The sequence below is a fragment of the Leisingera sp. ABM4_060 genome, assembly GCF_056158765.1.
Genome location: NZ_JBSWTX010000002.1, coordinates 86,116 through 112,041, shown reverse-complemented (window position 1 = coordinate 112,041; position 25,926 = coordinate 86,116). Strand labels below are relative to the sequence as shown.

Below are 25,926 nucleotides of genomic sequence, written 5' to 3'. Positions count from 1 at the left end.
GGTGCACAAGCGGTGCACAGGGGGTGCACGCATGGCACCCCCAATACCGCCGCTTACTTCGCAACCGGCGCGCGCTTGGTCAGACCCAGCTTCTCGCGCACCGCATCGGGGCCGATGATCCTGGCGCCCATGCCCTCGATCACACCGACCGCGCGCTCCACCAGCTGGGCGTTGGTGGCCAGAACGCCTTTCTCCAGGAACAGGTTGTCCTCAAGGCCGACCCGCACATTGCCGCCCGCCAGCACCGACTGCGCCGCATAGGGCATCTGGTCACGGCCTAGGCTGAACGCCGACCAGGTCCAATCCGACGGCACATTGTTGACCATCGCCATGAATGTGTTGAGATCGTTCGGCGCGCCCCACGGCACCCCCATGCACAGTTGCACCAGCGCGTTCGGCTCCAAAATTCCCTCTTTTACCAATTGCTTGGCAAACCACAGGTGCCCGGTATCGAACGCCTCGATCTCCGGTTTGACGCCCAGATCGGTCATCATCTGCCCCATCGCCCGCAGCATGCCCGGGAAGTTGGTCATGACGTAATCGGCCTCGGCAAAGTTCATGGTGCCGCAGTCCAGGGTGCAGATTTCCGGCAGGCATTCCGCGATATGGGCCATCCGCTCGGTGGCACCGATCATGTCGGTGGCGGCTTCGTTCACCGGGAACGGACTCTCAACGCCGCCGAACACGATGTCACCGCCCATGCCGGCGGTCAGGTTCAGCACAACATCCACCTCGGAATCGCGGATGCGGTCGGTAAGCTCCCGGTAATACTCAAGTTTCCGGGACGGCGCGCCGGTCTCGGGATCGCGCACGTGGCAGTGAACGACGGCGGCGCCGGCCTTGGCGGCCTCAATCGCCGACTCGGCAATCTCTTTGGGCGAACGCGGCACATGGGGGGATTTGTCCTGGGTGCCGCCAGAGCCGGTCACGGCGGCAGTGATGAAGACGTCTCGGTTCATGGTCAGGGGCATGGTCTCGCTCCTTTGGGGTTAAACTTGCAATTCAGGGTGATCCGCAAACAGCGCCAGCGCCTGCGGGTTCGCGAGGCCGGATAGGTTGCGGACGGGTTGTTTGTTCACCACATCCCGCACCGCCAGCTCGGCGGTCTTGCCGGACTTGGTGCGCGGGATGTCAGCGACAGAGATGATCTTGGCGGGCACATGGCGCGGCGATGCGTTCTTGCGGATTTCCGTTTTGACACGGTCAGTTAGCGCATCGTCCAGCACGGCGCCCTCCTCTGGAACCACAAACAGAACCACCCGCACGTCGTTGTCGAAACTCTGGCCGACGACCACCGCGTCGGAGACCTCATCAATTTTGTCGAGCTGCCGGTAGATCTCCGCGGTGCCGATCCGCACGCCGCCGGGGTTCAGCGTCGCGTCCGAACGCCCCAGCACCACGTAGCCGCCATGCTCCGTGCGGATGGTGAAATCACCCTGCCGCCAGATATTGGGATAGGTCTCATAATAACTGGCCCGGTAGCGGGCATTGCCCGGATCGTTCAGGAACCGGGTTGGCATTGACGGATGCGCGTTGCGGCAGACCAGTTCGCCCGCGGCACCTTCGACCGCTTCGCCTTGATCGTTCAGGGTTGCCACATCCAGTCCCAGCATCGGCGCCTGGATTTCACCCTGATGCACCGGCAGCAGCGGGCAGCCGCCGATGAAACAGCCCAGAATATCGGTGCCGCCGCAGATCGAGGCCAGCTGCACATCCGCCTTCCAGTCGGCATAGACATGGGCGAACCCCTCGGGCGACAGCGGCGATCCGGTGGACAGAACCACCCGCAACGCAGCCAGGTCATAACTGTCCGCAGGCCGGTTGCGGCGCTTTTGCGAGGCATCTATGTATTTGGCGGAAATACCAAAATGAGTGACTTTCTCGGCCTCAACAAGATCGAACAGGCGGCGGATGCCGGGATACATCGGGTTGCCGTCGAACAGCACAATCGCGGCCTCCGACGCCAGCGCCGCCACCTGCCAGTTCCACATCATCCAGTTGCAGGTGGTGTAATAGAACATCCGGTCGCCCGGATGCAGATCGCAGTGCAACTGCTGCTCCACCAGCATCCGCAAGAGGGTGCCGCCGCCGGAATGCTCAATGCATTTCGGCTTGCCGGTGGTGCCGGAAGAGAACATCACATAGAGCGGGTCGCGGAAGCCCATGGGACGGCAGTCCAGCGCCGGGGCATCCGCCTGCTTGAAGGCATCATAGGCGGTCATGCCCGCCGGCAGGTCCGCAGTATCGCGCGCATAGGGCCAGACCACGATCTGCTGGATTGACGGCACCCGGGCGGCGACCTCGGCAATGGCGGCACGGGTCTCAAAGGTCTTCCCGTTGTAGAAATAGCCGTCCGCCGCGAACATCAGCTTGGGTTCGATCTGGCCGAACCGGTCCACCACCACATCCGGCCCGCTTTCCGGCGCGCAGGAGGACCAGACCGCCCCCAGCGAGGCGGTCGCCAGCATCGCCGCCACGGTCTGCGGCATGTTTGGCACGTAGCCCGCAATGTGATCGCCTGGCTTGATCCCGGCGGCACGCAGGGCGGCGGCCAGCTGTTCCACCTCGCGCTTCAGCTCTGCCCGGGTCCAGGCCATGCGGCGGCCGTCTTCGCCAATGAAGACAATGGCTTGGCGCCCGTCGGCGTTCTTCAGGAAGGTGTCCACGATGTTCAGCTGCGCCTCGGGGAAGAACCGCACTTGCATCGGGTCGGTATCCGCCAGCAACGGCACCGCGCCCTGTTCCCCTTCCAACCCGCAAAACTCCCAGGCCAGCGGCCAAAAGTCCTGCGGCTGTGCGACTGACCAGATGTGCAGACCGGCAAAGCTGTCCAGAGCGGTTCCGGTCGCGGCAGAGGCCTGCGCCATGAAATCGCACAGCAGAGGTTTGCGGCGCGCCGAAAGATCCGGCTGCCAAAGAAGAGGAGCAGTTGTCATGGGACTATCAGTGATTAGAGAGCGGGCGTCGGTTCAGCGGCGGCGGATCGTCAAGAGACTTGACTTCCCGCGTCATTAGCGCAGGAAATGACGCAGTACTTATACAGTTTTGGTCAAATAACATACAGATGCCGTCAAATACGCCGCCAATCTTTGAATTTCTACTGTTCCAAGGGTTTTCGAACATGGTGCTGGCCAGCGCCATGGAACCCTTGCGCGATGTGCGCATGAATGCAGGCCAGACAACGGCGGGCTGGCGGGTCAGCACCCTGGACGGGGAGCCGGTCAGCAGCTCCAGCGGGCTGCAGATCACCCCGGACGGTGCCTTTGACGCAGGCGCGGGCAACCGTACCCTGGTGCTGGTTGCAGGCTACCGCGTGCGCGAACAGCTGAGCCCGGATTTGCTGGCAAAACTCAGGACCGCCACACGGGCTGCCCGGCTGGTTCTGGCGCTGGACACCGCTGCCTGGCTGCTGGCCGCCGCCGGGGTGCTGGACGGCCATACTGCGACGATCCACTGGCAGGAGCTGGACGCCTTTGCCGAGGCTTTCCCCAAGACCGAAGTCTCCACCGCGCGATATGTGCGCTCCGGCGCGTTTCTGACTTGCGGCGGCGCCAGCACCGCCCTCGATATGATGCTGGGCCTGATACAGGATCTTTACGGCTCGGCGGCTGCTTTCGGCGCCTCGACGATGTTTGTCTATGACCCGTCGCGGCAATCGGAGCTTAACCGCGGGGCCGCGCGGCTAGAGCAGAAGGGCTCCCCCAAGGTTCTGAAAGCAGCGAACCTGATGGCAGAGACCATCGAAACCCCGATGACCACTGCCGCACTGGCCAAGCGGGTGTCGCTGTCCGAACGCACCCTGACGCGGGCGTTTCAGCGCGAACTGGGGATGACGCCGGGAAAATACTACAAGATGCTGCGGCTTCAGCACGCCCGTTACTTGTCGGAGGAAACCCATTTGAGCCTGGAGCAGATTGCGATGCGCTGCGGGTTTTCCTCAGCGTCTTCGCTGGGGCGGTCATTTACCGGGCATTATGGCCGGACGATCCGCGAGGCCCGGGTGCAGGAAAAACCCTGGATGAAGACCAGCCGCGATGCCGGCAAGGGATAGGGTCAGGACCCATTCATCCCGCGCCTAAGACGCCGCTGCCGGGGCCGGCTTCTCGTCCCGCGGCGGGATGCCAAACTTGCGGGCGTATTCCCGGCTGAACTGGGTCGGACTTTCATAGCCCACGTCATAAGCCGCCGAGGCCACGGATTTGCCACCGCTCATCAGCAAACGCCGCGCCTCCAGCAAGCGCAGCTCCTTCTGGTACTGCAGCGGTGTGGTGGAAGTGAGCGCCTTGAAATGCTCATGGAAGGTCGATTGGCTCATCCCCGCTGCAGCGGCCAGTTCTGCCACCGCAATCGGCGCCTTGTAACCGGTGCGGATCAGCGCAATCGCCTTGGAAATCCGGCTGGCCGGGCTTTCGTGCAGCAAGAGCTGGCGCAGCATGCCGCCGTGCTGGGCGCGCAGCAGACGGAAATGGATCTCCTTCAGCACCAGCGGCGCCAGCGCCTGCACCTCCACCGGATCTTTGGCCAAGCGGAACAGCCGCGCTACCGCATCAAACAGTTCCGCATCACCATCCGCCACGCTCATCGAATGCGAAGCCGGTTCCAGCCCCTCCGCCGCACCGATCTCGTCATAGAGGCTGCGCACGGTGGCGAGGTCCAGTTGCAGCGCCAGCGAAACATAAGGGGTTTCCGGTGAGGCATCAATCACCCCGGCCGTCACAGGCAGGGCATGGCTGACGATCAGCGACTTGCCGGCGCCGTAGCGGACCACCCGGTCTTCCAGATGCGCCTCCTTGGCGCCTTGCAGAACCAGGCACATGACCGGTTCATAGAACATCGCCTGAAACTCGCTCCGCTTTTCGCTGCAAAAGGCAAACAGCCCGTCGATCGCGGTTTCGCAGCCGGTGTCCAGCCCGCCGCTGGCGCGGACAAACTCAGCGACTTCGGAAATCAGGTCCTGGGGTACCATGGGCATTCCTCCTGTTGCCCTTGATTTATAAGCGCTGCGGCGGCGGCACTGAACCTCAAATCCCGTAGCTTCGGAGGATCAGGCAGATCATCCGGAGGATCGGGCACGGGGATCGGTGGCCTGCGCTCTACTTTGGTGGCAACCGAATTGCTGGAGCCAGAAAATGCCGCAGACCATTCTCATCACCGGGGCCTCGTCAGGGATCGGCAGGGCCACCGCCCGCCTGTTTGCCGATGACGGCTGGAATGTTGTTGCCACCATGCGCAACCCTGCGGATGCCGGCGATCTGGCGGAGCGGGCAAATGTTCTGGTCACGGCGCTGGATGTGACCAAGCCCGAAACCATCGCAAAGGCTGTGGATCAGGCGCTCAGCGCTTATGGCCAGATTGACGTGCTGCTGAACAACGCAGGCTACGGCGCCTATGGCCCGCTGGAGGCCTTCCCGATGGAGCGGGTCACGCGCCAGTTCGACACCAATGTGATCGGCCTTCTGGCGGTGACCAAGGCGGTGCTGCCGCATATGCGGGCGCAGAAGTCCGGGATGATCGTCAATATCTCCTCAATCGGCGGGCAGATGACTTTTCCGCTGGGCACGCTGTATCATGGCACCAAGTTTGCTGTCGAAGGCCTGTCCGAAGCCCTGCACTTTGAGCTGGAGGCCTGCGGTATTCAGGTCAAGATCGTCGAGCCGGGCATGATCAACACCGATTTCGGCGGCCGGTCATTCGACTTTGCGGTGGATGAGGGCATGCCCGAATACATGCCGGTGGTGGCGGGCATGCAGGCCGCCATGGGTGCATTCGGCGCGCAGGCCTCGGAGCCGGAGCTGGTGGCAGAGGTGATCCGCACCGCGGTGACGGATGGCACATCGCAGCTGCGCTACCGCGCGGGGGCGGATGCCGAGGCGCTGCTGTCTGCCCGCAAGGCGCAGGATGACGAGACGTTCATCGGCGGCATCAAGGCGGGCATGGGACTGTAAGGTCCCTGTTCACCTTTCAAACCCGGGAGGAAAAGCCATGTATGGACAAGCACTTGCAGCAGGCGGGCTGGCGATTGTGACCGGCGGTGCCAGCGGTGTCGGCTATGCTGCCGCAGAACGGTTTGCACAAGCTGGCCTGGGTATCGTGCTGGCCGATCTTCCGGGCGAGGCCTTTGAGCAGGCCGCAGAGAACTTGCGCACTCTGGTACAGCCTGGCGCCCCGGTGCTGGCCGTCCCCACCGATGTCAGCAACGCAGAGGCGGTTCAGGCATTGGCCGATACGGCATTTGACGCGGGCGAGGTGGCGGTGCTGATGAACAATGCAGGCATTGCCTGCCCCTCCGGCAGCTGGGAAGACCCCAGTGCCTGGCGCGCCATGATCGAGGTGAATCTCTTTGGCGTGCTGAACGGCGTGCAGGCCTTTGTGCCGCGGATGATCGCTGCGGCGCGGCCCGCCGTTGTGATCAACACCGGATCCAAACAGGGCATCACCACGCCGCCGGGCAACCCCGGCTACAATGTCTCCAAGGCCGGCGTGAAGGTTCTGACCGAGATGCTGGCCCATGACCTACGGCAGGCAGAGGCGCCAATCTCTGCGCATCTGTTTGTGCCGGGCTTTACCTATACCGGCATGGTGGCCCGCCACCTGACCGAAAAACCTGCTGCGGCCTGGACCTCGGATCAGACCGTGGAGCATCTGATAACCCGCATGGAGGCGGGTGATTTCTACATTCTCTGCCCGGACAACGACGTGACACCCGAACGCGACAGGCGCCGGGTGGCCTGGGCCCTGGGCGACGTTCTGGAAAACCGCCCGGCCCTGTCGCGCTGGCATCCCGATCACGCCGGTGCCTTCGCCAAATTCGAACAATCCTGAACCAGAACTTCCAGCCAAGGGGAGGCCCCACAGCCATGGCAATCTCACTGAAACTCAACGGCCAGACGCATGAGGTCGAAGCCGAACCCGGAACCCCGCTGTTGTGGGTGATCCGGGATGAACTGAAACTCACCGGCACCAAGTTCGGCTGCGGCGTCGCCGCTTGCGGCGCCTGCACCGTGCATCTGGACGGCGAGCCGGTGCGCTCCTGCCAGACTTATGTCGAGGACGCGGAAGGATCCGAGATCACCACCATCGAAGGGCTGAACTCCAAAGTGTCCGAGGCAGTGCAGGCCGCCTGGGTTGAGCTGGATGTGGTGCAATGCGGCTACTGCCAGTCGGGGCAGATCATGTCCGCGGTAGGGCTGCTCAGCGAGAACCCCAAACCGACTGTCGAGGAAATTGACGATTACATGAACGGCAACGCCTGCCGCTGCGCCACCTACCAGCGCATCCGCGCCGCGATCCTGCGCGCATCCGACATGATGGAGGCCTGATATGACCCTGAACACCTCCCGCCGCGGGTTTCTGAAGTCCGCCGCTGCTGCCGCTGCCGTTCTCTACGTTGGTGCCCGCCCGGATGGCGCTTTGGCGGCCGGTTCTGCACCGGCTCAGCTGAATCCCTTTGTGAAAATCGATGCCGACGGCACCGTCACTGCTATCATCAAGCACTTCGAGAAGGGCCAGGGCCCGGCCACCGGCCTCACCACCCTGATCGCTGAGGAGCTGGGAATTTCGATGGAGGACATCCGATACGAATTCGCGCCCTCCGACCCCTCGCGCTATGCCAACCTGGCGTTTGGCCAGTTCCAGGGCACCGGCGGCTCCACCGCGATGGCCAACTCCTATCTGCAGTACCGCCAGGCCGGCGCTGCCGCCCGTGAGATGCTGATCAAGGCCGCGGCTGAGACCTGGGGCGCAGACACCGGCGCACTCAGCATCGAGGACGGCATCATCAAGGGTGCGGGCCAGCAGGCGCCAATTGCGGACTTCGTAGGGGCCGCCGCGCAGATGGAGGCCCCGGCAGAGCCGCGGCTGAAAGATCCCAGCGCATTCCGGCTGATCGGCAACGCCAAGGTCAGGCGCAAGGATTCCCTGCCCAAAACCAACGGCACTGCGCAATACGCCATGGACCTGCATCTGCCGGATCAGATGGTGGCAGTCATTGCTCGCAGCCCGCGCATGGGCGGGCTGGCTACTGGGTTCGACGATACGGACGCCAAGGAGGTCAAAGGCTACATCCGCGCCGCCGTGCTGCCCAACAAGGCGGGCGTTGCGGTCTATGCCGAAAACACATGGGCCGCGTTCCAGGCGCGCGAGGCGATCAGCGTGGACTGGGATTTCTCTGCCGCCGAAAATCGCAGCTCGGACCAGATCCGCGAGCAACTGCTGGCCGCGGTGAACGCAGACCCGGAATACAATGTCAATGGCGCCGACCCCGCCGCTACCGCCGCCCTGATCGACGAGGCGGAGAAGGTGGTCGAGCAGGCCTTCTATTTCCCGCTGCTGGCCCATGCGCCGATGGAGCCGCTCACCTGCACCATCGAGGCCGATGAGGATGGTGGCATCACTCTGCATGACGGCGCCCAAATGCCAACCGGCCCGCATTTCGCAATGGCCGAGATCTTTCAGCTGCCGATGGAAAAGATCCGCATCAACACGATGCTGGCCGGCGGCTCCTTTGGCCGCCGCGCCACGCCAACCGCGGATTACCAGGTGGAGGCGGCACTGGCCTTTGCCCTGACCGACCGCAGCCGCCCCGTGAAACTGGTCTGGTCGCGAGAGGATGACATCACCGGCGGCTACTACCGCCCGGCAGTGGCGCATAAGGTGCGCGTGGGTCTGGACGCGGATGGCAATATCACCGGATGGGATCACCGCATCGCGGCGCAGTCGATCATGAAGGGCACCGCCTTTGAAAGCATGTTGGTTCACAATGGCGTCGATCACAGCTCAGTCGAGGGCGTGACCCAGAACCCCTATCAGATCCCTGGCCAGTTCATCGGCCTCAGCGATGTGGCCAAGGCGACCACCGTTCTGTGGTGGCGTTCTGTCGGCCATACCCATACGGCCTATGTGATGGAGAGCATGATGGACGAGGCTGCCCGCGCTGCCGGACGCGACCCGGTTGAGTTCCGCCTGGCGCTGCTGGAAGGCGGCGGCAAGGACCAGCAGCGTCTGGCGGGCGTGCTGAAACTGGCTGCCGAAAAAGGCAGCTGGGGCAACGCGCCTGAAGGCCGCAGCCAGGGCATTGCCGTCCACAAGAGCTTTGGCAGCTATGTGGCCGAAGTCGTTGAGATTTCGGGCAACGCGGACGACGGGGTGCAGGTCGAGCAGGTCACCTGCGCCGTGGACTGCGGTCTTGCCGTCAACCCGGATGTGGTCAAGGCACAGATGGAGGGCGGCATCGGCTATGGCATCGGCCATGTGATGCGGGACGAGATCACCCTGACCGAAGGCGTGGTGGACCAGTTTAACTTCCCGGACTACGAACCGCTGCGGATTGGCGACATCAACGCAATTGAGGTGCATATCGTGCCCTCCGCCGAGGCGCCCTCTGGCGTTGGTGAGCCCGGCACGCCGCCCTCTGCGCCGGCGCTGGCCAACGCGATTGCCGTCAATGGCCCGCGGGTGACCGAACTGCCGATGATCAACAGCGGGGTCAGCTTCGCCTGACCTTCCGCCCGCACCGGGGCTGACACCTGGTGCGGGCGCTGCGCGGCGGGCCCGCACCGCGGAACCTGCCCCGCCAGACCGGCCCCGTCAGACGAGCCCCATATCGATGGCGGACTTCGGTTTGATCCCGAGGCCGTCAAATCCCGCAATGCCCAGGCTTGCGGTATTGTCCTTCTGCATCAGGGCAATTTGCGCCTGGGTCAGCGGCGGCCGCGGCAAAGGAGACAGCAGCGCCGCGCCGATCCGCCACAGCGTGAAGGGCACGGGCAGCAGCAGGCGGCGGCGGCCACTGCGGGCAATCAGCCGCTGCAGGATTTCGCGGTAGGTAAAGACATCGGGGCCGCCCAATTCGATCACCTTGCGCCCCGCCCTGCCCCCATCCAGAACACGGCAAACCGCTTCGGCGACATCTCCGGCCCAGACCGGCTGCAACCGGGTCCGGCCGGTACCGAACAGCGGGATGACCGGCAGCCGCACCGCAATCCTGTGCAAGTCGCCAAAGAAGGCACCGCTGCGGCTGAACATGACGCTGGGCCGCAGGATGACGGCGCCGGGGCAAGCGCTGCGCACTGCGGCCTCGCCTTCTGCCCGCGCCCTCACATAGGCCGAGGGCGAATTCAGGCTGGCACCAATGCCGGAGATATGAATGAGGCGCTGGTCACCGTTCTCGCGCACCAGCCGGGCAATCCTGCGGGCAGCAGCGGCATGCACGTCCTGAAAGGTTTCACCTCCCTTTTCGCTGTAATAGCCGATGCAATTGACCACCGCGCTGCCCCCGGCCAGAACCCGCGCCAGCGCGCGGCTGTCCTTCAGATCGGTCCGCACCAAGCGCACGCTGCCGCCCCAGCGGCGGCTGCAGGCTGCCGCTGCTTCAGGCGACCGGGTTCCGGCGCTGACACGGCAGCCCCGCTCCACCAGCCTTTGCACCAGCCGCCGCCCAAGGAAACCAGTGCCGCCTAGCACAATTACATTGCGGGCATTGCTCTTCATGAAGCCCTGCTCCTCATCAAGCCCAACAGGAGCCGTCCCCGGACCGGCGGCTAAACGCTGGCAGGCGCGCATTGCATCTGCGCGCGGACGCGGCCCGCCATGCCGGGATCATGCATGGGTCCTGTCAGCTCCGGCCGAACCACCAAAAAGTACGCCGTAATGCTCCTTTAACGCCACCCCCTGACGGTCCAGGTAGCGTTCCGGAACATTCCCGGCCCATCGCCCCGGTCAGGTAGTGCTGCCGCCCTTTATTTCCACTGTCAGCAGAACCTGGGTGCCGTAGGCCAGCCCCTTGCGCAGGCGATAGAGGGAAAGCAATCAGCAGCGGCCGTTCTGCCTTCCCAGATTCCGCGCTGGTCAGCTGTGCACGTCGATCTTGAAGATCGACATTTCCTCGACCTCGTCCCAGTCAATTTCCAATCCCAGCCCGGGCAGTGACGAGGCGTTCACGTAGCCCTCGCTGTCTACTTCGATCCGCCCCAAAGCGTCGACCTGGAAGTCGGCATATGGCACCGGCATCTCGAAGTAGTCGCAGTTATCATGCGCCAGCATCAGATGCAGGTTGGCTGCCATCGACAAAGCACAGCCCCAGCTTTGGAACTCGACATTGAAGTTGTTGGCCTCCGCCAGTGCCATCACCTTGCGCGAAGGCGTGATGCCGCCTGCGGTGGTGGCGTCGATGCGCACCCCGTCCCAGCAGTTGTGCCGCATGGCATGAGCGATATTGGGCAAGTCGACAATGGTGTTGCCGCCCGGCAGGATCGGCAGCTCGGTGCGGCGGCGCAGCTCACGGTAGCCGTCCAGATCGTGGTCCGGGAACGGCGCCTCGAGCCAGACATAGTCCATCTCGCTCATTGCCCGGGCCACTTTCAGCGCCCCCTTATGGCTGTAGTAGGCGTCGGCGTCGAACATGAAGTCGAGCCCCTTGCCGCCATGCGCCTTGTGGACGGTGCTCATCATGTCGATGTCCGCACCCGGTTCACATTTGTAGTGGAATTTGAAGGCGGCAAAACCCTGTTCGCGCAGCTCGCCGATGAGGCCGACATAGGGCTCCGGCCCCTCGAACACCTGGGTTGATGCATAGGCCTTGATCCGGTCACGGGCGCCGCCAAGGAACATGTAGAGCGGCATGTCGGCGCGTTTGGCGGCCAGATCCCACATTGCAATATCCAGCCCGGCGATCGAGGTGTTCGGGATCGACAGGCGGCGCAGCTGCATCCACTTCCAGATGTCCTCGCGGCGCAGTGCCTGGCGACCCAGCAGTCCCTTCAGCAGCGGCCGCATCCCTTCGGCCACGGCGCGGTCGAAATCATGCTCGGTGCAGGAGAACACGCCGCCCGCCCCCTCGTAGCCGTCAGAGGTGGTGATTTGGGCGATGGTATTGGTGGTCAGCAGTGCCGGCATGGTCGGCGACCAGGAGAATTTCGGGATCCCGGTCTTCACGACATAAACCTGGATTCTCTCGATCCTGCCAAAACGATCTTCCGTCATTTCAGTCATTTACGCGCCCTCACATGCGGCATGGTGAACCTGATGCGCCGCTGGGGCGCGCTTTCCAATTATGACAAAACATCTTGCCCATCAATAGATATATCAGTTAATGCGCCAAACAATCCAACCTGTCCGGCGCGGCCCAGCGGTCCCCGGATGCAAGCCAGGGAGAGCCCGATGAGTGAGTTTGAGAGCCAGTGGCAGCGCACCTATGTGGAAGGCGCGGAAAGCGGCCTGCCGCTGTTTGCCGATGTCGACGTTGTGGTGGTCGGCGGCGGCGCGGCCGGTGTGGCGGCGGCGGAAACCCTCGGCCGCAAGGACCGCTCGGTGCTGCTGATCGAGCGCTACGGCTTCTGCGGCGGCGGCGCGGTGGCGGGTCTCTCGGGCACCATCTGCGGCATGTTCCTGTCGACAGAAAACGAAAGGGCCGCGCCCGAGCAGGTGATATTTGGCTGGGCCGAGAAGTTCCGCGCCGCTTTGGAAAGCCGCAATGGCGTCAGCGGCCCGCAGCGTTATGGCAAGACCTTCACCGTGACCCATGACCCGCTGGTCTGGCGCGAAGTGGCCGACGGCTTCCTGCGCGAAGCGGGGGTGCAGATCCTCTACCATTCTCAAGTTGTGGGCGTGCTGATGGAGGGCGATGCCTTTGGCGGCGTCATCGTCAACTCGAAGTCCGGCCTGGCGCAGGTGCGCGCCAAGCGGATCATTGATGCCTCGGGCGACGGCGATGTGATCCACCGCGCGGGCTTCAAGACCGCCAAGGGCAACGATGGCGCGATCCAGAACCCGACGATGATCTTCCGCATGGGCGGCATCGATGTGGAGCGCTTTTGTGATTACTGGGGCGAGGACACCATCAGCCCGCAGAAGGTGATCGACCAGCTGATCGCGGCGGATCCCGAGGGCGGCAGGCTGCCGCGCAAGAAGATCTGGATCTTCCCGACCACCCGGCCTGGCGAGCTGATGGTGAACGCCACCCGCATTCTGGGCTTTGACGGCCGCGACCTGGATGTGACCAATCCGGTGGATCATTCCGAGGGTGAGCTGGTGGCACGCCTGCAGGTGCGCGAATACGCCGATTTCCTGCGCCGCCATATCCCCGGATGCGAAGAGGGATACGTGAACGACACCGGCGTCGAGATCGGCATCCGCCAGACCCGCACCGTCACTGGCATTGCGACGCTGACCAATGACGACGTGCTGGGCCGGGCCAAGTCCCCCGATGCCATCGCCCGCTCGCCCTGGCCGATCGAGTTGCACGCGGGCACCAAGCCCAAGGTCGAATGGCTGTTCGATGACACCTATGAGATCCCCTTTGGCACCCTAGTGCCGGTCAAGGGCGAGAACATCATCGTGGCGGGCCGCTGCCTGTCGGCGGAGCATGAGGCGCTGGCCTCGGCCCGGGTCACAGCGCAGTGCTTTGGCTACGGCCATGCCGCAGCGCTAGCGGCGGATCTGTCGATCAGCGAAGGCCTTGCCATCCGCGACATTCAGGGCGCCGACATCCGCACCCTGCTGAACCAGGAGGGCGCGCGCCTGTAACGGCGCCTTCCAACCCATCCCCGAAACGCGCATTAGGGAGGAGAAACCTTATGCCGACCCCCAAGCTCGACCGCACTACATTTGCGGCGACTTTCATAGCCCTGTTCGCAATCTGCGTTCCGCTGATCCTGTGGCCGGACGCCAGCAGCGCCGTGCTGGGCGATCTGTTCAACTTCATGACCAAGACCTTTGGTGTGACCTACCTGTGGGCAGGCCTTGGTTCGCTGGTCTTCCTCAGCTGGCTGGCGTTCGGCCAGCATGGCCGCACCCGGCTGGGCGAGCACGCTCCAGATTTCTCGACCTTCAGCTGGGCAGCGATGCTGTTCTGCGCAGGCATCGCCTCTGGCATCCTCTACTGGTCGGTGATCGAGTGGAACTACTACTACAACTCGCCCCCCTTGGGCATTGAGGCCCGCAGCGAGCGGGCCGCCGAATGGGCGGCGATGTACGGCATTTTCCACTGGGGTGTGACCGCCTGGGCCTTCTATGCGGTGCCTACCGTGATCATCGCCTACAGCTATTATGTGCGCGGCATCCATGTGCTGAAGATTTCCGAGGTGTGCCGCGGCTTCCTGGGCGGATTGGTCGACGGCCCGCTGGGCAAGCTGATCGACATCATCTTCATGTTCGGCCTCTTGGGCGCGGCGGGCACCTCGCTGGGCCTCGGCACCCCGCTAATCGCGGCCGGCGTCACCCATCTGACCGGCATCGAGGACAGTTTCGGCCTGAAACTGGCAGTGCTTCTGGCCTGCACCGCGATCTTTGCGGTCAGCGTCTGGTCCGGCCTGGAGAAGGGCATCAAGCTTCTGTCCAACGTCAACACCGGCCTGGCGCTGGCACTGCTGGCTTTCGTCCTGATCGCCGGCCCCACCGCCTTCATGATCAAGACCGGCACCAATGCCATCGGCCTGATGCTGCAGAACTTTGTCCGCCTCAACACCTGGACCGACCCGGTCACCCAGTCGGGCTTCCCTGAAGGCTGGACCATCTTCTACTGGGCCTGGTGGATCGTCTATGCGCCGTTCATGGGGCTGTTCGTAGCCAAAATCTCGCGCGGGCGCACGATCCGCGGGCTGATCGGCGGCATGCTGTTCTTCGGCACCGCGGGCTGCGCGGTTTATTTTGCCATCCTTGGCAACTACGCCATGGATCTGGAGCTGACCGGCGCCTATGACGTCACCAAATCGCTCAGCGACAACGGCGGCCCGGCGACCATCATCAACGTGATCGCAACCCTGCCGATGTCCGGGCTGATGGTTGCAGTCTTCTGCATCGTGGCGCTGGTCTACCTGGCCACCACCTTTGACTCGGCATCCTATACCCTGGCTGCGGTAACCAGCGAAAACCTGGAAGAGGATCAGCACCCGGCGCGCTGGAACCGCCTGTTCTGGGCCTTTGCGGTGGCGCTCTTGCCGATGGCGCTGATGTTCGTCGGCGGGCTGAAATCGGTGCAAAGCGCGTCCGTCATCACCGCGCTGCCGATGATTGTGCTGCTCTTGGTGATGGTGTTGAGCTTCATCCGCGACCTTAGGGGCTCGGCACCTGAGGGTCAGCCCGCAAGCCAGAAAGCCGTCCAGCCGGCCGAATGAGCTCAGATAACCGGGCGGCCTTCGGGCCGCCCGCGACCCTTTTAGAAAGTAACCCCAATGCGCATCACCGATATTGGCGTCATCGAACTTTACGCGCCCAAGCCCGCCGGCCAGGACGCGCATGACACGGCCTATTCCACCTGCCTGATCCGGATCAGCACCGATGACGGGCTGATGGGAATTGCCGAGATCGACACGATCCCTTCGATCGCCAATGCCATCATCTCGGCCCCGACCCGCTCGCCGCTGCAGCGGGGGCTGCGCGAGATCCTGATCGGCAAGGATGCCTCGGATATCGAGGCCCGCTGGCAGGACATGCTGGAACAGACCAGTTTCATCGGCCGCCGCGGGCTGGTGATGCATGCCATCTCGGGCATCGACATTGCGCTGTGGGACTTGAAGGGCAAGGCCGAGGGCAAATCCGTCTCCGAACTGCTGGGCGGGCGCAAACATGATCGTGTGCCGGGCTATGTCACCATCTATCCACTGGGCCGCTGCCCGGACGAGGCCCGGCGCAAGCTGGACCGCGCAATCGCTGCCTATAACCCGGTGGGGATCAAGATCGCCGCCGACCGGTTCTGGCATGAGGACCCAGCTCTGGCCGAGATGCTGATCCGCAGCACGCGGGAGCATCTGGGCAAGGATTTCCCGCTGATGGTCGACGCCATCACCGCCTTTGACACGGTGGAGGACGTGAACCGGATGCTGCCGGTACTGCATGACTGCGGTATTCACTGGCTGGAGGCGCCCTTGCCGCTGGACGACATCGACGGCCACGCGCTGCTCAAAGGCTGCGGTCTGCCGGTTGGGGTGGGCGACCTAGGCCTCACCGCGCCGCTGGAATGGCGCCCTTTCTTCGAGGCAGGCATCGTCGATATCGCCCAGCCCGACCTGTCGCATATCGGCGGGCTGACCGGGCTGGTCAAATTGCAGGTGATGGCCGCGCGCCACGGCTGTACCCGCATTGCACCGCATGGTTGGAATTCCAACCTGACGCTGGCGGCCAACTTGCACGTTCTAGCCAACCGCGATCCGTTGGAGATGGCCGAATTCTCCACTTCTAATTCGCCGCTGCGGTGGGCGGTCACCCGCGAGGACATCCAATTCGACGCGGACGGCTGCCTGCCGGTGCCCGAAGCGCCCGGCCTGGGCATTCGGATAGATTGGGAGCGGATCGAAGCCTTCCGGCCCTGACCCCTAGCCTGCCGCCGGGCGAAGGTCCCGGGTGGCTAGGGTGAAATCCTCAAGATAGTCGATCAGCGCATGCGAGGCCGCACCCGCTGCGGCCTTGTCTCCGTGGCTAACTGCCTCCAGCACCGCGGCATGGAGGGCCGCCGCCTTCTGGTAGTCCTCAAAAGTGGCGTGAAAGAACCAGAACCGCCGCGAAAGCCCCTGAACCGGGCGCATAGCACGCACCAGAAAGGGGTTTTCCGCCGCTTCGGTCAGAGCCACATGGGCGGCGCGCAAGCTGGCCAGGAAATCGGTGCGGTTGCCGACGTTCTGCGCGGCCTCGGGCAGGGCCGCCGCCAGAGTTGCCATTGCCTGTCTTTGAGCCCCCGATGCATTCTCGCAGGCCGCCTCGACACACAGCGCCTCGACCGCCCGGCGCACCCGCAACAGTTTTTGCTGGTCCCCGGCGCTGACCGGCGGCACAAAGATGCCACGGCGCGACTGGATCTCCACCAGCCCTTCATGCGCCAGCTTCTGCAAAGCCTCGCGCACCGGTGTGCGCCCAAGCTGCAGCATCTCTCCCAGTTCGCGTTCTGTATGCAGGCTGCCGGGCGCCAACTGTCCAATGACAACCATGGCTTCCAGCGCCTCATAGGCCTTTTCCGTGTCGGTCAAACGGGGCTCCGATCAGTTCATATATCAGCCAGCTCCATCTTTACCCCGCCCAAGCCCCTTCCGCCAGAGCATGCCCGGCATTATCCTTTCAACCGGCTGTTTTCCGGGTCGAATGGCGGTTTCTCGAGCACCCGCGCGGGCAGGCGTTCCCCCAGCAGCTGCACCGTCAGCCCGTCGCGCGCGCTGCGGTCACGCAGATAGGCCAGCGCCAGCGTCTTGCCGGTGCGATGGCCATGGGCAGCGGAGGTGACGATGCCCACGACCCGCTCCCCTTGCACCACGCCGTGGGCATAGAATGGATCCACGTCCTTGGTCTCGACTTCCAGCAGCACCATGTCCCAGCGGTCCTCCGCCTCCATCCGCTGCGCCAGCGCTTCCCTGCCGGTGAAGGTGTGGTCCATTTTGATCATGAAGCCCGCGCCGGTTTCCGCCGGGGTGCGTTCCGTCGAGAAGTCGGCTCCCCAGGCGCAGTAGCCCTTCTCCAGCCGCATCGCATTCATCGCATAGGCGCCGAAGAAGCCCAGCCCATGCGGCTTTCCCGCGGCCTCCAGCGCCAAGAACAATTCCCGCATCCGGCCCGCCGCCACATGCAGCTCCCAGCCCAGTTCACCAACATAGGACACCCGCAAAGCGCGCACCGGGATGCCGGCCACGGTGATCTCCCGCACCGAGAGCCAGGGGAAACCTTCGCCAAGGTCCGCATCTGTCAGCGCGGTCAGCACATCGCGGGATTTCGGCCCCATCAGACCCAAGACACCGAATTGATCCGTCACCTGCGTGATGGTGACATCAAACCCGCCGGACCGCGCCCGCAGCAGATCCTCATCCATCTCCTCGGCCGCAGCCGCACACGTCAGGTAGATGTGATCCTCGGCCAGCACCGAGACGGTGAATTCGGACTGGGTCCCGCCTGCGGGTGTCAGCGCATGGGTCAGGCCGATGCGCCCTGACTTGGGAGTGCGGTTGGCACCGATCGTGTCGACAAAGGCGCGGGCATCCGGGCCTGTTATGTCGAACTTGGAAAACACCGACATATCCGCCAGGCCTACGGCCTCCGTCACTGTCCGGCATTCCTCCGCAACAGGCGCAAACCAATTGGAGCGGCGGAAACTGGGCACTGTTTCATCTCCAGCCTTATCCGAGAACCAGTTGGGGCGCTCCCAGCCATAGGCCGCCCCCATCACCGCGCCGCGTTCCACCATCACGTCATGGACCGGAGACAGGCGTTTGCCGCGGGCGGCAGGGCGTTCCTCATGCGGGTAGTGCACGCCGAACTGCAAGCCGAAGCATTCAATGGCTTTTTCCACCCGGTAGTCGCGGTCGGCCCACGACCCGAACCGGCGGCTGTCCACCGCCAGCGCATCCATCGGCGGCGCTCCATGGGTCATCCAATGGGCCAGGAACCAGCCTGCACCGCCGCCCTCCATCACCCCCATCGAGGAGCCGGTGAGCAGCCAGGCGTTTTCCAGCCCGTGCGCCGGGCCGATCAACGGATTGGCATCAGGGGTAAAGGTGATCGGGCCGTTGACCACCGATTTCACCCCGCCGGTCTCCAGCGCCGGAATGCGTTCCATCGCGGCCATGATGATATGCTCCACCCGGTCCAGGTCCGGCGGCATCAGGTCGGCGCCAAAGTCCGGCGGGCAGCCGTCGATAGCCCAGGGCTGGGCGTCTTTCTCGTATGGCCCAAGGATCAGCCCGTCGCGCTCCTGGCGCACATACCAGCTTTCCTCCGGATCGCGGATCATCGGCAGTTCGGGCAGGCCCTTGGCAATGCGTTCGGCCACGGCAGGCACCGTGTCGGTCACCAGGTACTGATGCAGCACCGGGACAGAGGGGATGTTGAGCCCCATCATATGCCCCACTTCCCAGCCCCAGGTCCCGGCCGCATTGACCAAGTGCTTGGCGCGGATGGTGGTTTTCTCTGTCTCCACCACCCAAACGCCGTCTTCGCGCCGGATCGAGGACACCGGGTTGTAGCGTAGGATGGTGGCGCCATTGGCCCGTGCCGCCTTGGCCATCGCATTGGTCGCCAGCGAGGGGTCCACATGGCCGTCGTCCGGCTCATAAATGCCGCCCAGGATCCCCTCGGTCCGGGCCAGCGGGTGCAGCCGTTCGACGTCCTCCGGCGTCAGCATCTGCAGGTCATAACCGGTAAAGCGGCTGAGGCCCGCGACGTGAGCAAACTCATCCATCCGATCCGGGTTCGAGGTGATCCGCATCGCGCCGGAACGGTGGAAGCCGCAGGTGTCGCCGGTCTCCTCAGGCAGGACATCCCGGTAGAGCCTGACAGAGGTCGCGCGCAGCTCCTGAATAGTAGGGTTATGGGCGAAATGGGTGCAGAGGCCGGCCGCATGCCAGGTTGAGCCGTGGGTGAGATCGTTCTTCTCGGTCAGCACCACATCGCGCCAGCCTGCCTTGGCCAGGTGGTACATCAGCGACACCCCCATGGCGCCGCCGCCGATGATCAGGACATTTGCGTTTGTGGTGGTCATGCTTTCATCCGTTCGCCTGAGGAGTCAAAGGGCGGGCGCCGCAGCGCCTCGGCGGTGTAGCGCTGCCCCGCGATTTCGATTTCAAAGGCCCGCGCGCAGGTCTGGGCCAGGGTCTCGCCTGGTTGCACCTCGACCAGTGCCAGCGCCAGCGTCAGCCCGGTGCGCGCACCGCGTCCGCCGGAGGTGGTGAAACCCACGGTGCGGCCATTTTCCAGAACCGGCTCGTCATGCAGCACCAGCGGGTGGCCGGGCAGACTGAACAGAACCATACGGCGGCTGAGGCCCGTTTCCCGCTGCGCAGCCAGAACAGGTTTGCCGAGAAAATCCTTGGACCAGTCGAGCGTAAAGCCCAGTCCGGCCTCCAGCGGCGTGATCTCCGGACCCAGATCATGGCCCCAGGCGCGGAAGCCTTTCTCGATCCGGCAAGCCTCCAGCGCGAAATGGCCCATGGGCTGCACTCCAGAGGTTTTGAGCGCGTTAAAGACTTGCCCTGCAACAGCAACCGGTATTGAAAGCTCCCAGCCCAGCTCGCCAACGAAGCTCACACGGGTCGCCCGTACCCGCTGCCCCGCCACAGTCACATCGCGGGCGGTGGAGAAGGGAAAGGCCCACCAATCATCACGGCCCAAGCCCTCCAGCACCGCCCGCGCGCCGGCGCCCATGACGCCGATCACAGTTTCCTGTTCGGTCACATCCGCGACCTGCACATCCCGGCCCTTGGCGTGGCGGCGCAGCCAGGCCAGATCCTTGCGCCGGGTGGCCGCGCCGGACGTCACCCGGAAATGATCCGCCGCAAGGCGGGTGACGGTGACATCAGCCTCGATCCCGCCCTTTGCATTCAGCATCGGCGTATAGACCGCGCGGTCTGGTTCCACATCCAGATCACCCGCTGCCAAGTACTGCATCAGCGCCAGCGCCTCCGGCCCCTGCACGTCGAACTTGCCGAATGGGGAGAGGTCCAGCATCACCGCGCCCTCCTCCATCACCGCCGCCTCGCGGGCTGCAATCGGATACCAAGGCTGATCGCCTGCCGAGTAGGGCAGGTTGCGTTCAGCCTCGTCTTGCGCGTACCACAGCCCGCGTTCCCAGCCCGCAGTCAGACCGAAATGCGCCCCCGCCGCTGCCCAGCGGTCATGCAGAGCGGACTTGCGCAGGCCCCTGCCCGCCTTTGGCTGCTTGAAGGGCCAATGCAGCGCAAAAGCATCGCTGACCGCCTCTTCCATCCGGATTTCAATATGCTGCTGCCCGGCGGCCAGAGGATCCACCCGGGCGATGTCCACTTCCCACAGGTCCATCGGCGGCTCATCCGCCAGCATCCAATCCGCCAGCACCCGGCCGACCCCGGCTGAGGACATGACGCCGACCGAGTTCATCCCGGCCGCCACATAGAGCCCGTCCACCTCAGGCGTCTGGCCGATCAAGGGCCTGGTGTCGGCAGTGAAGCTCTCAGGCCCGTTCATGAAATGCTGTATGCCAGCGCTCTCCAGCACCGGCACCAAGGCCAAAGCCGCCTCCATGAAAGGCATGAACTGATCCCAATCCTCAGGCATCTCCAGGAACGGGCGGTCGCCCTCCGGCCCGAAGGCATCCCAAACCTTGGCCCGCGGCTCAAAGCCGCCAAAGACCAACTTGCCCGCGTCACCCTTCACGTAAATCCCGCGGTCCAGATCGCGCAGCACCGGATAGGGATTGGGCAGACCCGGCATCGGCTCCGTCACCACATACATGTGCTCGACCGCCTGCAAGGGCAGCGCCACCCCGGCCGCATCGGCCAGCCGTTTCGACCAGGCCCCGGCGCAGAGAGCCACCTGATCCGCCAGCAGTTCCGAGCCATCGGCCAGACGCACACCTTTGCAGGTGCCGTTCTCCACCAGCAGCGCCTCCACCTGCACGCCCTCGCGGATCACCGCGCCCTTGGCGCGCGCTGCCTTGGCGTAGGCCATGCACAGGTCCACCGGGTTCACATTGGCGTCTTCCTCAACCCGCAAGGCGCCAACGACCCCCTGCAAATCAAGCCCCGGCACATCAATCCGCTCCGCCCCGACAATAGACGGCGTCAGCCCGAAATGCCGCCCCAAGGCCGCAATCCGGTGCAGCTCATCCATCCGCGCCTCTTCGCGGGCAATCCAGTAACCGCCGGTCTGGCGGTAACCGGTGGAGAGCCCCGCTTCCTCCTCCAGCCTGGGGAACAATTCACCCGCATACATCGCCAGCCTGGTCATGTTCGGTGTCGCCCGCAACGGCCCGACGATGCCCGCGGCGTGCCAGCTGGTGCCGCTGGTCAGCTGGTTGCGCTCCAGCACCGTGACCTCAGCCCGCCCGGCCAGGTGATAGGCCAGCCCCAGCCCGATCGCGCCGCCGCCAATGATGATAACCCGCGCCATAACCGGCACCCTCCGATGTTTGACGCAGGATTGACTTGGGCGCAGGCGCAGCACAAGAATTTGCTCCGACAATTAGAAAGACTAATGAAAGTCAGAAAAAATGAAGAAAACGCAGGCGGAATTGGACGTTAACCTGCTGCGCGCGCTGGAGGTCTTTATGGCTGTCGCCAATTCCCGCCATGTGACAGCGGCGGCGGCGGCCCTGGGGATGACCCAGTCTGCGGTGTCCCAGCAACTGAAAAAGCTGGAATGGGCATTGGATGCGCCGCTGTTCAACCGCGCCCGCCGCCCGCTGGAACTGACCCACGCAGGCGACATCCTGCGCCGCCGCGCTTTCCGAATCTTAAGCGAGGTGGAGGACCTGCGCTCCGAGCTGCGCCATGTGCAGTCCAGCTCGATCCCGATCCTGCGGGTGGCCTTGCTGGCTTCGGTTGCCACCACGCTGACACCCGGCCTGCTGGACATGGTGCGGGGCGGGCTGGGCATTCCGGAGCTTAGCCTGTCGGCGGGGCTGGCCACCGATCACCAGGCCGCGCTGAACGCCCGCAGCATCGACATTGCCATCACCTCCGACCCGCAGTTCGACCTGACGGACTACACCTGCACGCCTGTTCTTGATGAACCATTTTTCCTCGTTTTGCCAACGGATTATGACGGCCCTACGGATGACATTCACGCACTGTCCGAACGTCTGTCCCTGGTCCGTTTCAGCGCCGATGCCCCGGTTGGCCGACGCACCGACCAGCATTTGCAGCGCTGCCGCCTGGACCTGCCGCGCTCAATGGAGGCGGACCGCGCCTCGATGGTGGTGGCCGGCGTCATCACCGGCAAATGCTTTGCCATCCTGACGCCCTCGCTGCTGATCGACGCAATCGCAGAGGGCATGGCACTGCGGATCGAACCCCTGCCCTTTGCCGGCTTCAAACGCTCTATCGTGGCGATCCACCGCACCGGCGAGCTGGGCGCTATCCCAACCCAGGTCGCTCAGGAAAGCCGCCGCCTGCTGCAGCACAGCATCAAACGGCTGCTGCCCGCCGCAGCGGACCATGTTATCTACCCCGCCTAATCCGCATCATTAATGAAACTAATGCTGCGTGGTTTTGCTGTGCAGGCCACGGCTTCCTTGCCATGTCTAGTGCCAGACATGACCGCAACGGAGGCCCCTCGCATGGCCCGCACACCCACCCGCCGCGCCGGACGGCAAGAGCGCATGGCCGCCCGCTCCGCGCAAAACACGCTGGCGGCGCCCTATACGATCCGCAAAACCGGCCTGGTCAGCCTGATCAGCGGCGAGGCGGTGGCGATCATCGAACGCAACGCCGACCGCATCCTGGATGAGATCGGCATGGATTTCCGCGGCGACCCGGAAACGCTGGAATTGTTCAAAAAACATGGCGCCAGGGTCGACGGCGAGCGGGTCCGGTTCGACCCAGGCTGGTGCCGCAGCAAGATCAAGACCGCACCGCGCGTCTTTACCCAGCACGCCCGCAATCCGGCCCGCTCGGTGCAGATCGGCGGTGATGCCCAGGTCTATGCCCCCAGTTTCGGCCCTCCCTTTGTGCACGACATGGAGCAGGGCCGCCGTTACGCCACGCTGGACGACTTCAAGAACATCACCAAGCTGCACCACCAATTGGGCGCGGTAAACCACTCCGGCGGAGTGGTGGCAGAGCCGGTGGACGTGGCCGTTGAACTGCGCCACCTGCATATGGCGCATACGCATCTCACCATGAACGACAAGCCCTTCATGGGCGCCGTCACCGCCCCGGAACGCGCCCGCGACACCGTCGAGATGTGCCGCATCGCCATGGGGCGGGAGTTTGTGGACAACAACTGCGTGCTTTATTCGGTGGTCAACACCAACGCGCCCTTGGTGATGGATGAAACCATGCTGTGGGCGCTGAAGGAATACGCGCAGGCCGGGCAATGCACTGTCGTCTCGCCTTTCGTGCTGGGCGGCGCGATGTCGCCTGTCTCGGTCGCCGCCACCCTGGCGCAGGTACTGGCCGAAGTGATGGCCTCCGTCGCCTTGATTCAGCTGATCCGCCCCGGCGCGCCTGCGGCCTTTGGCACCTTCTTTTCCCCCATCAGCCTGAAAACCGGCGCACCCACATTCGGCACCCCCGAAGGCACCCAGTTCCAGATGTGCGCCAAGACACTGGCCGACCGGCTCGGCCTGCCCTTCCACTCGGTCGGCGGGCTGACCGCAGCCAAGGTGCCGGACGCGCAGGCCGGCTACGAAAGCCAAGCCCAGCTGATGGGCGCGGCGCTGGCCGGCGTCAACTTCATCATCCACGCCACCGGCTGCCTGGAGGGGCTGTTGACAACCGGCTACGAGAAAATCGTGATGGACGCCGACCGCTGCTCGGCCATGCAGCGCTTTATCAAGGGTGTTGATTTCTCCGAAGCCGCACAGGCGATGGATGCGTTTTTCGAGGTGGAGCCGGGCGGCCATTTCCTCGGCGCCCAGCACACCCAGGACAACTATCAGACCGCCTTCTGGATGGGTGACATGTCCGACAACGGCACTTACGAGCAATGGGCCGCCGAAGGCGCCGAATGGCAGCACGAGCGTGCCAGCGCTCGGGTGAAGCAGCTGCTCACCGACTACGAACAACCATCAATGGACAGCGGAACACGCGCGGCGCTGGACGATTTTGTCGCCCGCCGCACCAAGGAGATCGAGGGAGGAAAGACATGACCCTGCACACGGATTGGACCCTGAATGAGACCGCCGAACGGCGCGACAATTACTACGCCGCAAGCCAGCGCAAATTCATCCCCTTCAAGGACCCGATGGTCTTCAAGAAGGGTTCGATGCAATACCTGTGGGACGTTGAAGGGCGCAAATACACTGACCTTTTGGGCATGAACGTCTGCATCTCGGTCGGCCACAGCCACCCCAAGGTGGTCGCCGCCGCGATGGAACAGGCGCAGGAGCTGACCCATTGCACGACGATGTTCTACCATCCTGTCCCTGCACATTTTGCCGAGGAACTGGCCGCCACCATGCCGAACCCCAATGGGGATATCGAATGGGTGGTGCATTTCACCAACTCCGGCTCCGAGGCAGTGGACCTCGCCATGACCATGGCCCGCAGCTACACTGGCAATCTGGACCTGCTGGCGCTGCGTTCGGCCTATCACGGGCCCACGGCGGCGGCGCAATCGATCACCGGCATCTCCGGCTGGCGCCATCCCGGCATGCCCGGCAACGTCGCCTTTGTTGCAGAGCCGCACCAGTACCGCGGCATCTTTGGCGAAAACGCCGGCGCTCAGCCCTATCTCGACGAGATCGAGCGCACCATCCACACCGCCACCTCCGGCCGGGTGGCCGGCATGTTCATCGAAAGCGTGCAGGGCTATGGCGGCATTGTCGAGATGCCCAAGGGCTACATGACCGGCGCCGCCGAGCGGGTGCGCGCGGCGGGCGGTTTGCTGATCGCCGATGAGGTGCAGGCCGGTTTCGGGCGCACCGGCGATCACATGTGGGGGTTCGAGGCCGACGGCGTCATCCCCGACATCGTGGTGATGGCCAAGGGCATCGGCAACGGCTTCCCCTTGGGCGCGGTAGTCGCCCGCAAGGAAATCGCAGCCCCCATGGCGGAAAAGTTCATGTTCCACACCTATGGCGCCAACCCGACCTCCTGCGCAGCGGGCCGCGCGGTGCTGCAGGTGCTGAAAGAAGACAAGGTGCAGGAAAACGCCCGCACCGTCGGCGCCGCACTTTTGGAACGCTTGCACGCGCTCAAGAAAAAATACCCGGCGATCGGCGACGTCCGCGGCCGCGGGCTGATGCTGGCAATCGAGATGGTCAAGGACCGCAAGACCAAGGAGCCGGACCCGCAAACCACCGCCGCCGTATTCGAGGCCACGCGGGAAAGCGGCATTATCCTGTCAAAATCAGGCGCCTACCAGTCCTGCCTGCGCATGGTGCCGCCGATGTGCCTGTCGCTGGCGGATGTGGATCATGTCCACGACGGCCTCGACCGCGCCTTTGCCAGCCTCTGACCTCTCCGCAAGCACAGGATCCGGTCTTCATCTGGCCAAAAATATCCTCGGGGGAGCGCGAGGGGGCAGACAGCCCCCTCG

19 protein-coding genes are annotated in these 25,926 nt (G+C 64.2%); 11 read left to right on the top strand and 8 right to left on the bottom strand.

Annotated elements, in window-relative coordinates; all coding sequences use genetic code 11:
- Positions 1-53: 53 nt before the first annotated feature.
- Positions 54-971: a 3-dehydrocarnitine:acetyl-CoA trimethylamine transferase BcoG gene (gene bcoG / locus ACXAEH_RS21070; RefSeq protein ID WP_475035832.1), complete on the bottom strand. Its 918-nt coding sequence runs from the start codon at positions 969-971 to the stop codon at positions 54-56.
- An 18-nt stretch (positions 972-989) separates the two neighbouring features.
- The gene (locus ACXAEH_RS21065) at positions 990-2,936 is read right to left on the bottom strand and encodes an acetoacetate--CoA ligase (protein WP_475035830.1); all 1,947 of its coding nucleotides are present in this window, start codon (positions 2,934-2,936) and stop codon (positions 990-992) included.
- Positions 2,937-3,064: 128 nt separating this feature from the next.
- On the opposite strand from ACXAEH_RS21065, the gene ACXAEH_RS21060 reads away from it, so the two are divergent.
- Positions 3,065-4,051, top strand: coding sequence for a GlxA family transcriptional regulator (locus tag ACXAEH_RS21060; RefSeq protein WP_475035828.1), 987 nt, complete (start codon positions 3,065-3,067; stop codon positions 4,049-4,051).
- 24 nt (positions 4,052-4,075) lie between these two features.
- On the opposite strand, the gene ACXAEH_RS21055 is transcribed toward ACXAEH_RS21060, so the two are convergent.
- Complete coding sequence (locus tag ACXAEH_RS21055; protein WP_475035826.1) at positions 4,076-4,966, bottom strand: AraC family transcriptional regulator N-terminal domain-containing protein; 891 nt, start codon at positions 4,964-4,966, stop codon at positions 4,076-4,078.
- Positions 4,967-5,129: 163 nt separating this feature from the next.
- Here ACXAEH_RS21055 and ACXAEH_RS21050 point away from each other — a divergent pair, with 163 nt between their 5' ends.
- Genes ACXAEH_RS21050 through ACXAEH_RS21035 form a run of 4 tightly spaced genes read left to right on the top strand, consistent with a single transcriptional unit; the run spans position 5,130 to position 9,498 of the window.
- Positions 5,130-5,945: an SDR family oxidoreductase gene (locus ACXAEH_RS21050; protein ID WP_475035824.1), complete on the top strand. Its 816-nt coding sequence runs from the start codon at positions 5,130-5,132 to the stop codon at positions 5,943-5,945.
- A gap of 37 nt (positions 5,946-5,982) precedes the next feature.
- Positions 5,983-6,822, top strand: coding sequence for an SDR family NAD(P)-dependent oxidoreductase (locus tag ACXAEH_RS21045; protein ID WP_475035822.1), 840 nt, complete (start codon positions 5,983-5,985; stop codon positions 6,820-6,822).
- 35 nt (positions 6,823-6,857) lie between these two features.
- Positions 6,858-7,319 carry a (2Fe-2S)-binding protein gene (locus ACXAEH_RS21040; protein WP_475035820.1) on the top strand — a complete coding sequence of 154 codons (462 nt, stop codon included), beginning with the start codon at positions 6,858-6,860 and terminating at the stop codon, positions 7,317-7,319.
- A 1-nt stretch (position 7,320) separates the two neighbouring features.
- A complete protein-coding gene (locus tag ACXAEH_RS21035; protein WP_475035818.1) occupies positions 7,321-9,498 on the top strand; it encodes a xanthine dehydrogenase family protein molybdopterin-binding subunit in 2,178 nt (725 codons plus the stop codon).
- Between the two features lie 87 nt (positions 9,499-9,585).
- Here ACXAEH_RS21035 and ACXAEH_RS21030 read toward each other — a convergent pair whose 3' ends face one another.
- Positions 9,586-10,488, bottom strand: a complete 903-nt coding sequence (locus ACXAEH_RS21030) for a complex I NDUFA9 subunit family protein (protein ID WP_475035816.1) — start codon at positions 10,486-10,488, stop codon at positions 9,586-9,588.
- A 357-nt stretch (positions 10,489-10,845) separates the two neighbouring features.
- The gene (locus ACXAEH_RS21025; protein ID WP_475035814.1) at positions 10,846-11,988 is read right to left on the bottom strand and encodes a mandelate racemase/muconate lactonizing enzyme family protein; all 1,143 of its coding nucleotides are present in this window, start codon (positions 11,986-11,988) and stop codon (positions 10,846-10,848) included.
- A 168-nt stretch (positions 11,989-12,156) separates the two neighbouring features.
- Between ACXAEH_RS21025 and ACXAEH_RS21020 the strand changes: the two genes are divergently transcribed.
- The 3 genes from ACXAEH_RS21020 to ACXAEH_RS21010 are packed head-to-tail and all read left to right on the top strand — an operon-like array spanning position 12,157 to position 16,304.
- Positions 12,157-13,521 carry an FAD-dependent oxidoreductase gene (locus tag ACXAEH_RS21020; protein WP_475035812.1) on the top strand — a complete coding sequence of 455 codons (1,365 nt, stop codon included), beginning with the start codon at positions 12,157-12,159 and terminating at the stop codon, positions 13,519-13,521.
- 50 nt (positions 13,522-13,571) lie between these two features.
- Entirely contained in the window at positions 13,572-15,110 is a 1,539-nt protein-coding gene (locus tag ACXAEH_RS21015; protein ID WP_475035810.1) for a BCCT family transporter, read from the top strand.
- Between the two features lie 57 nt (positions 15,111-15,167).
- Positions 15,168-16,304: a mandelate racemase/muconate lactonizing enzyme family protein gene (locus ACXAEH_RS21010; RefSeq protein WP_475035808.1), complete on the top strand. Its 1,137-nt coding sequence runs from the start codon at positions 15,168-15,170 to the stop codon at positions 16,302-16,304.
- A 3-nt stretch (positions 16,305-16,307) separates the two neighbouring features.
- Here the strand turns inward: ACXAEH_RS21010 and ACXAEH_RS21005 are convergent, their stop codons facing one another.
- The 3 genes from ACXAEH_RS21005 to ACXAEH_RS20995 all read right to left on the bottom strand — a co-directional run bounded on the left by ACXAEH_RS21005 (position 16,308) and on the right by ACXAEH_RS20995 (position 21,834).
- The gene (locus tag ACXAEH_RS21005) at positions 16,308-16,955 is read right to left on the bottom strand and encodes a GntR family transcriptional regulator (protein ID WP_475035806.1); all 648 of its coding nucleotides are present in this window, start codon (positions 16,953-16,955) and stop codon (positions 16,308-16,310) included.
- 80 nt (positions 16,956-17,035) lie between these two features.
- Positions 17,036-19,450, bottom strand: coding sequence for a GcvT family protein (locus ACXAEH_RS21000; RefSeq protein WP_475035804.1), 2,415 nt, complete (start codon positions 19,448-19,450; stop codon positions 17,036-17,038).
- Positions 19,447-21,834: a GcvT family protein gene (locus tag ACXAEH_RS20995; protein WP_475035802.1), complete on the bottom strand. Its 2,388-nt coding sequence runs from the start codon at positions 21,832-21,834 to the stop codon at positions 19,447-19,449. The genes ACXAEH_RS21000 and ACXAEH_RS20995 overlap by 4 nt, the downstream gene beginning before the upstream one ends.
- 100 nt (positions 21,835-21,934) lie before the next feature.
- Here ACXAEH_RS20995 and ACXAEH_RS20990 point away from each other — a divergent pair, with 100 nt between their 5' ends.
- The 3 genes from ACXAEH_RS20990 (at position 21,935) to ACXAEH_RS20980 (ending at position 25,845) form a co-directional block, all read left to right on the top strand.
- A complete protein-coding gene (locus ACXAEH_RS20990) occupies positions 21,935-22,900 on the top strand; it encodes a LysR family transcriptional regulator (RefSeq protein WP_475035800.1) in 966 nt (321 codons plus the stop codon).
- Positions 22,901-23,002: 102 nt separating this feature from the next.
- Positions 23,003-24,535, top strand: coding sequence for a trimethylamine methyltransferase family protein (locus ACXAEH_RS20985; protein WP_475035798.1), 1,533 nt, complete (start codon positions 23,003-23,005; stop codon positions 24,533-24,535).
- Positions 24,532-25,845 carry an aspartate aminotransferase family protein gene (locus tag ACXAEH_RS20980; protein WP_475035796.1) on the top strand — a complete coding sequence of 438 codons (1,314 nt, stop codon included), beginning with the start codon at positions 24,532-24,534 and terminating at the stop codon, positions 25,843-25,845. Before ACXAEH_RS20985 ends, ACXAEH_RS20980 begins: the two co-directional genes overlap by 4 nt.
- The last annotated feature ends 81 nt before the right edge of the window (positions 25,846-25,926 follow it).

Bases quoted from the DNA above. Each gene is read 5' to 3' on its own strand.
- ACXAEH_RS20990 (WP_475035800.1), top strand. From the start codon at position 21,935: ATGAAGAAAACGCAGGCGGAATTGGACGTTAACCTGCTGCGCGCGCTG.
- ACXAEH_RS20985 (WP_475035798.1), top strand. From the start codon at position 23,003: ATGGCCCGCACACCCACCCGCCGCGCCGGACGGCAAGAGCGCATGGCC.
- ACXAEH_RS21000 (WP_475035804.1), bottom strand. From the start codon at position 19,450: ATGACCACCACAAACGCAAATGTCCTGATCATCGGCGGCGGCGCCATG.
- ACXAEH_RS21045 (WP_475035822.1), top strand. From the start codon at position 5,983: ATGTATGGACAAGCACTTGCAGCAGGCGGGCTGGCGATTGTGACCGGC.
- ACXAEH_RS21020 (WP_475035812.1), top strand. From the start codon at position 12,157: ATGAGTGAGTTTGAGAGCCAGTGGCAGCGCACCTATGTGGAAGGCGCG.
- ACXAEH_RS21040 (WP_475035820.1), top strand. From the start codon at position 6,858: ATGGCAATCTCACTGAAACTCAACGGCCAGACGCATGAGGTCGAAGCC.
- ACXAEH_RS21060 (WP_475035828.1), top strand. From the start codon at position 3,065: ATGCCGTCAAATACGCCGCCAATCTTTGAATTTCTACTGTTCCAAGGG.
- ACXAEH_RS21015 (WP_475035810.1), top strand. From the start codon at position 13,572: ATGCCGACCCCCAAGCTCGACCGCACTACATTTGCGGCGACTTTCATA.
- ACXAEH_RS21010 (WP_475035808.1), top strand. From the start codon at position 15,168: ATGCGCATCACCGATATTGGCGTCATCGAACTTTACGCGCCCAAGCCC.
- ACXAEH_RS21025 (WP_475035814.1), bottom strand. From the start codon at position 11,988: ATGACTGAAATGACGGAAGATCGTTTTGGCAGGATCGAGAGAATCCAG.
- ACXAEH_RS20995 (WP_475035802.1), bottom strand. From the start codon at position 21,834: ATGGCGCGGGTTATCATCATTGGCGGCGGCGCGATCGGGCTGGGGCTG.
- ACXAEH_RS21030 (WP_475035816.1), bottom strand. From the start codon at position 10,488: ATGAAGAGCAATGCCCGCAATGTAATTGTGCTAGGCGGCACTGGTTTC.
- bcoG (WP_475035832.1), bottom strand. From the start codon at position 971: ATGCCCCTGACCATGAACCGAGACGTCTTCATCACTGCCGCCGTGACC.
- ACXAEH_RS21050 (WP_475035824.1), top strand. From the start codon at position 5,130: ATGCCGCAGACCATTCTCATCACCGGGGCCTCGTCAGGGATCGGCAGG.
- ACXAEH_RS20980 (WP_475035796.1), top strand. From the start codon at position 24,532: ATGACCCTGCACACGGATTGGACCCTGAATGAGACCGCCGAACGGCGC.
- ACXAEH_RS21065 (WP_475035830.1), bottom strand. From the start codon at position 2,936: ATGACAACTGCTCCTCTTCTTTGGCAGCCGGATCTTTCGGCGCGCCGC.
- ACXAEH_RS21035 (WP_475035818.1), top strand. From the start codon at position 7,321: ATGACCCTGAACACCTCCCGCCGCGGGTTTCTGAAGTCCGCCGCTGCT.
- ACXAEH_RS21055 (WP_475035826.1), bottom strand. From the start codon at position 4,966: ATGGTACCCCAGGACCTGATTTCCGAAGTCGCTGAGTTTGTCCGCGCC.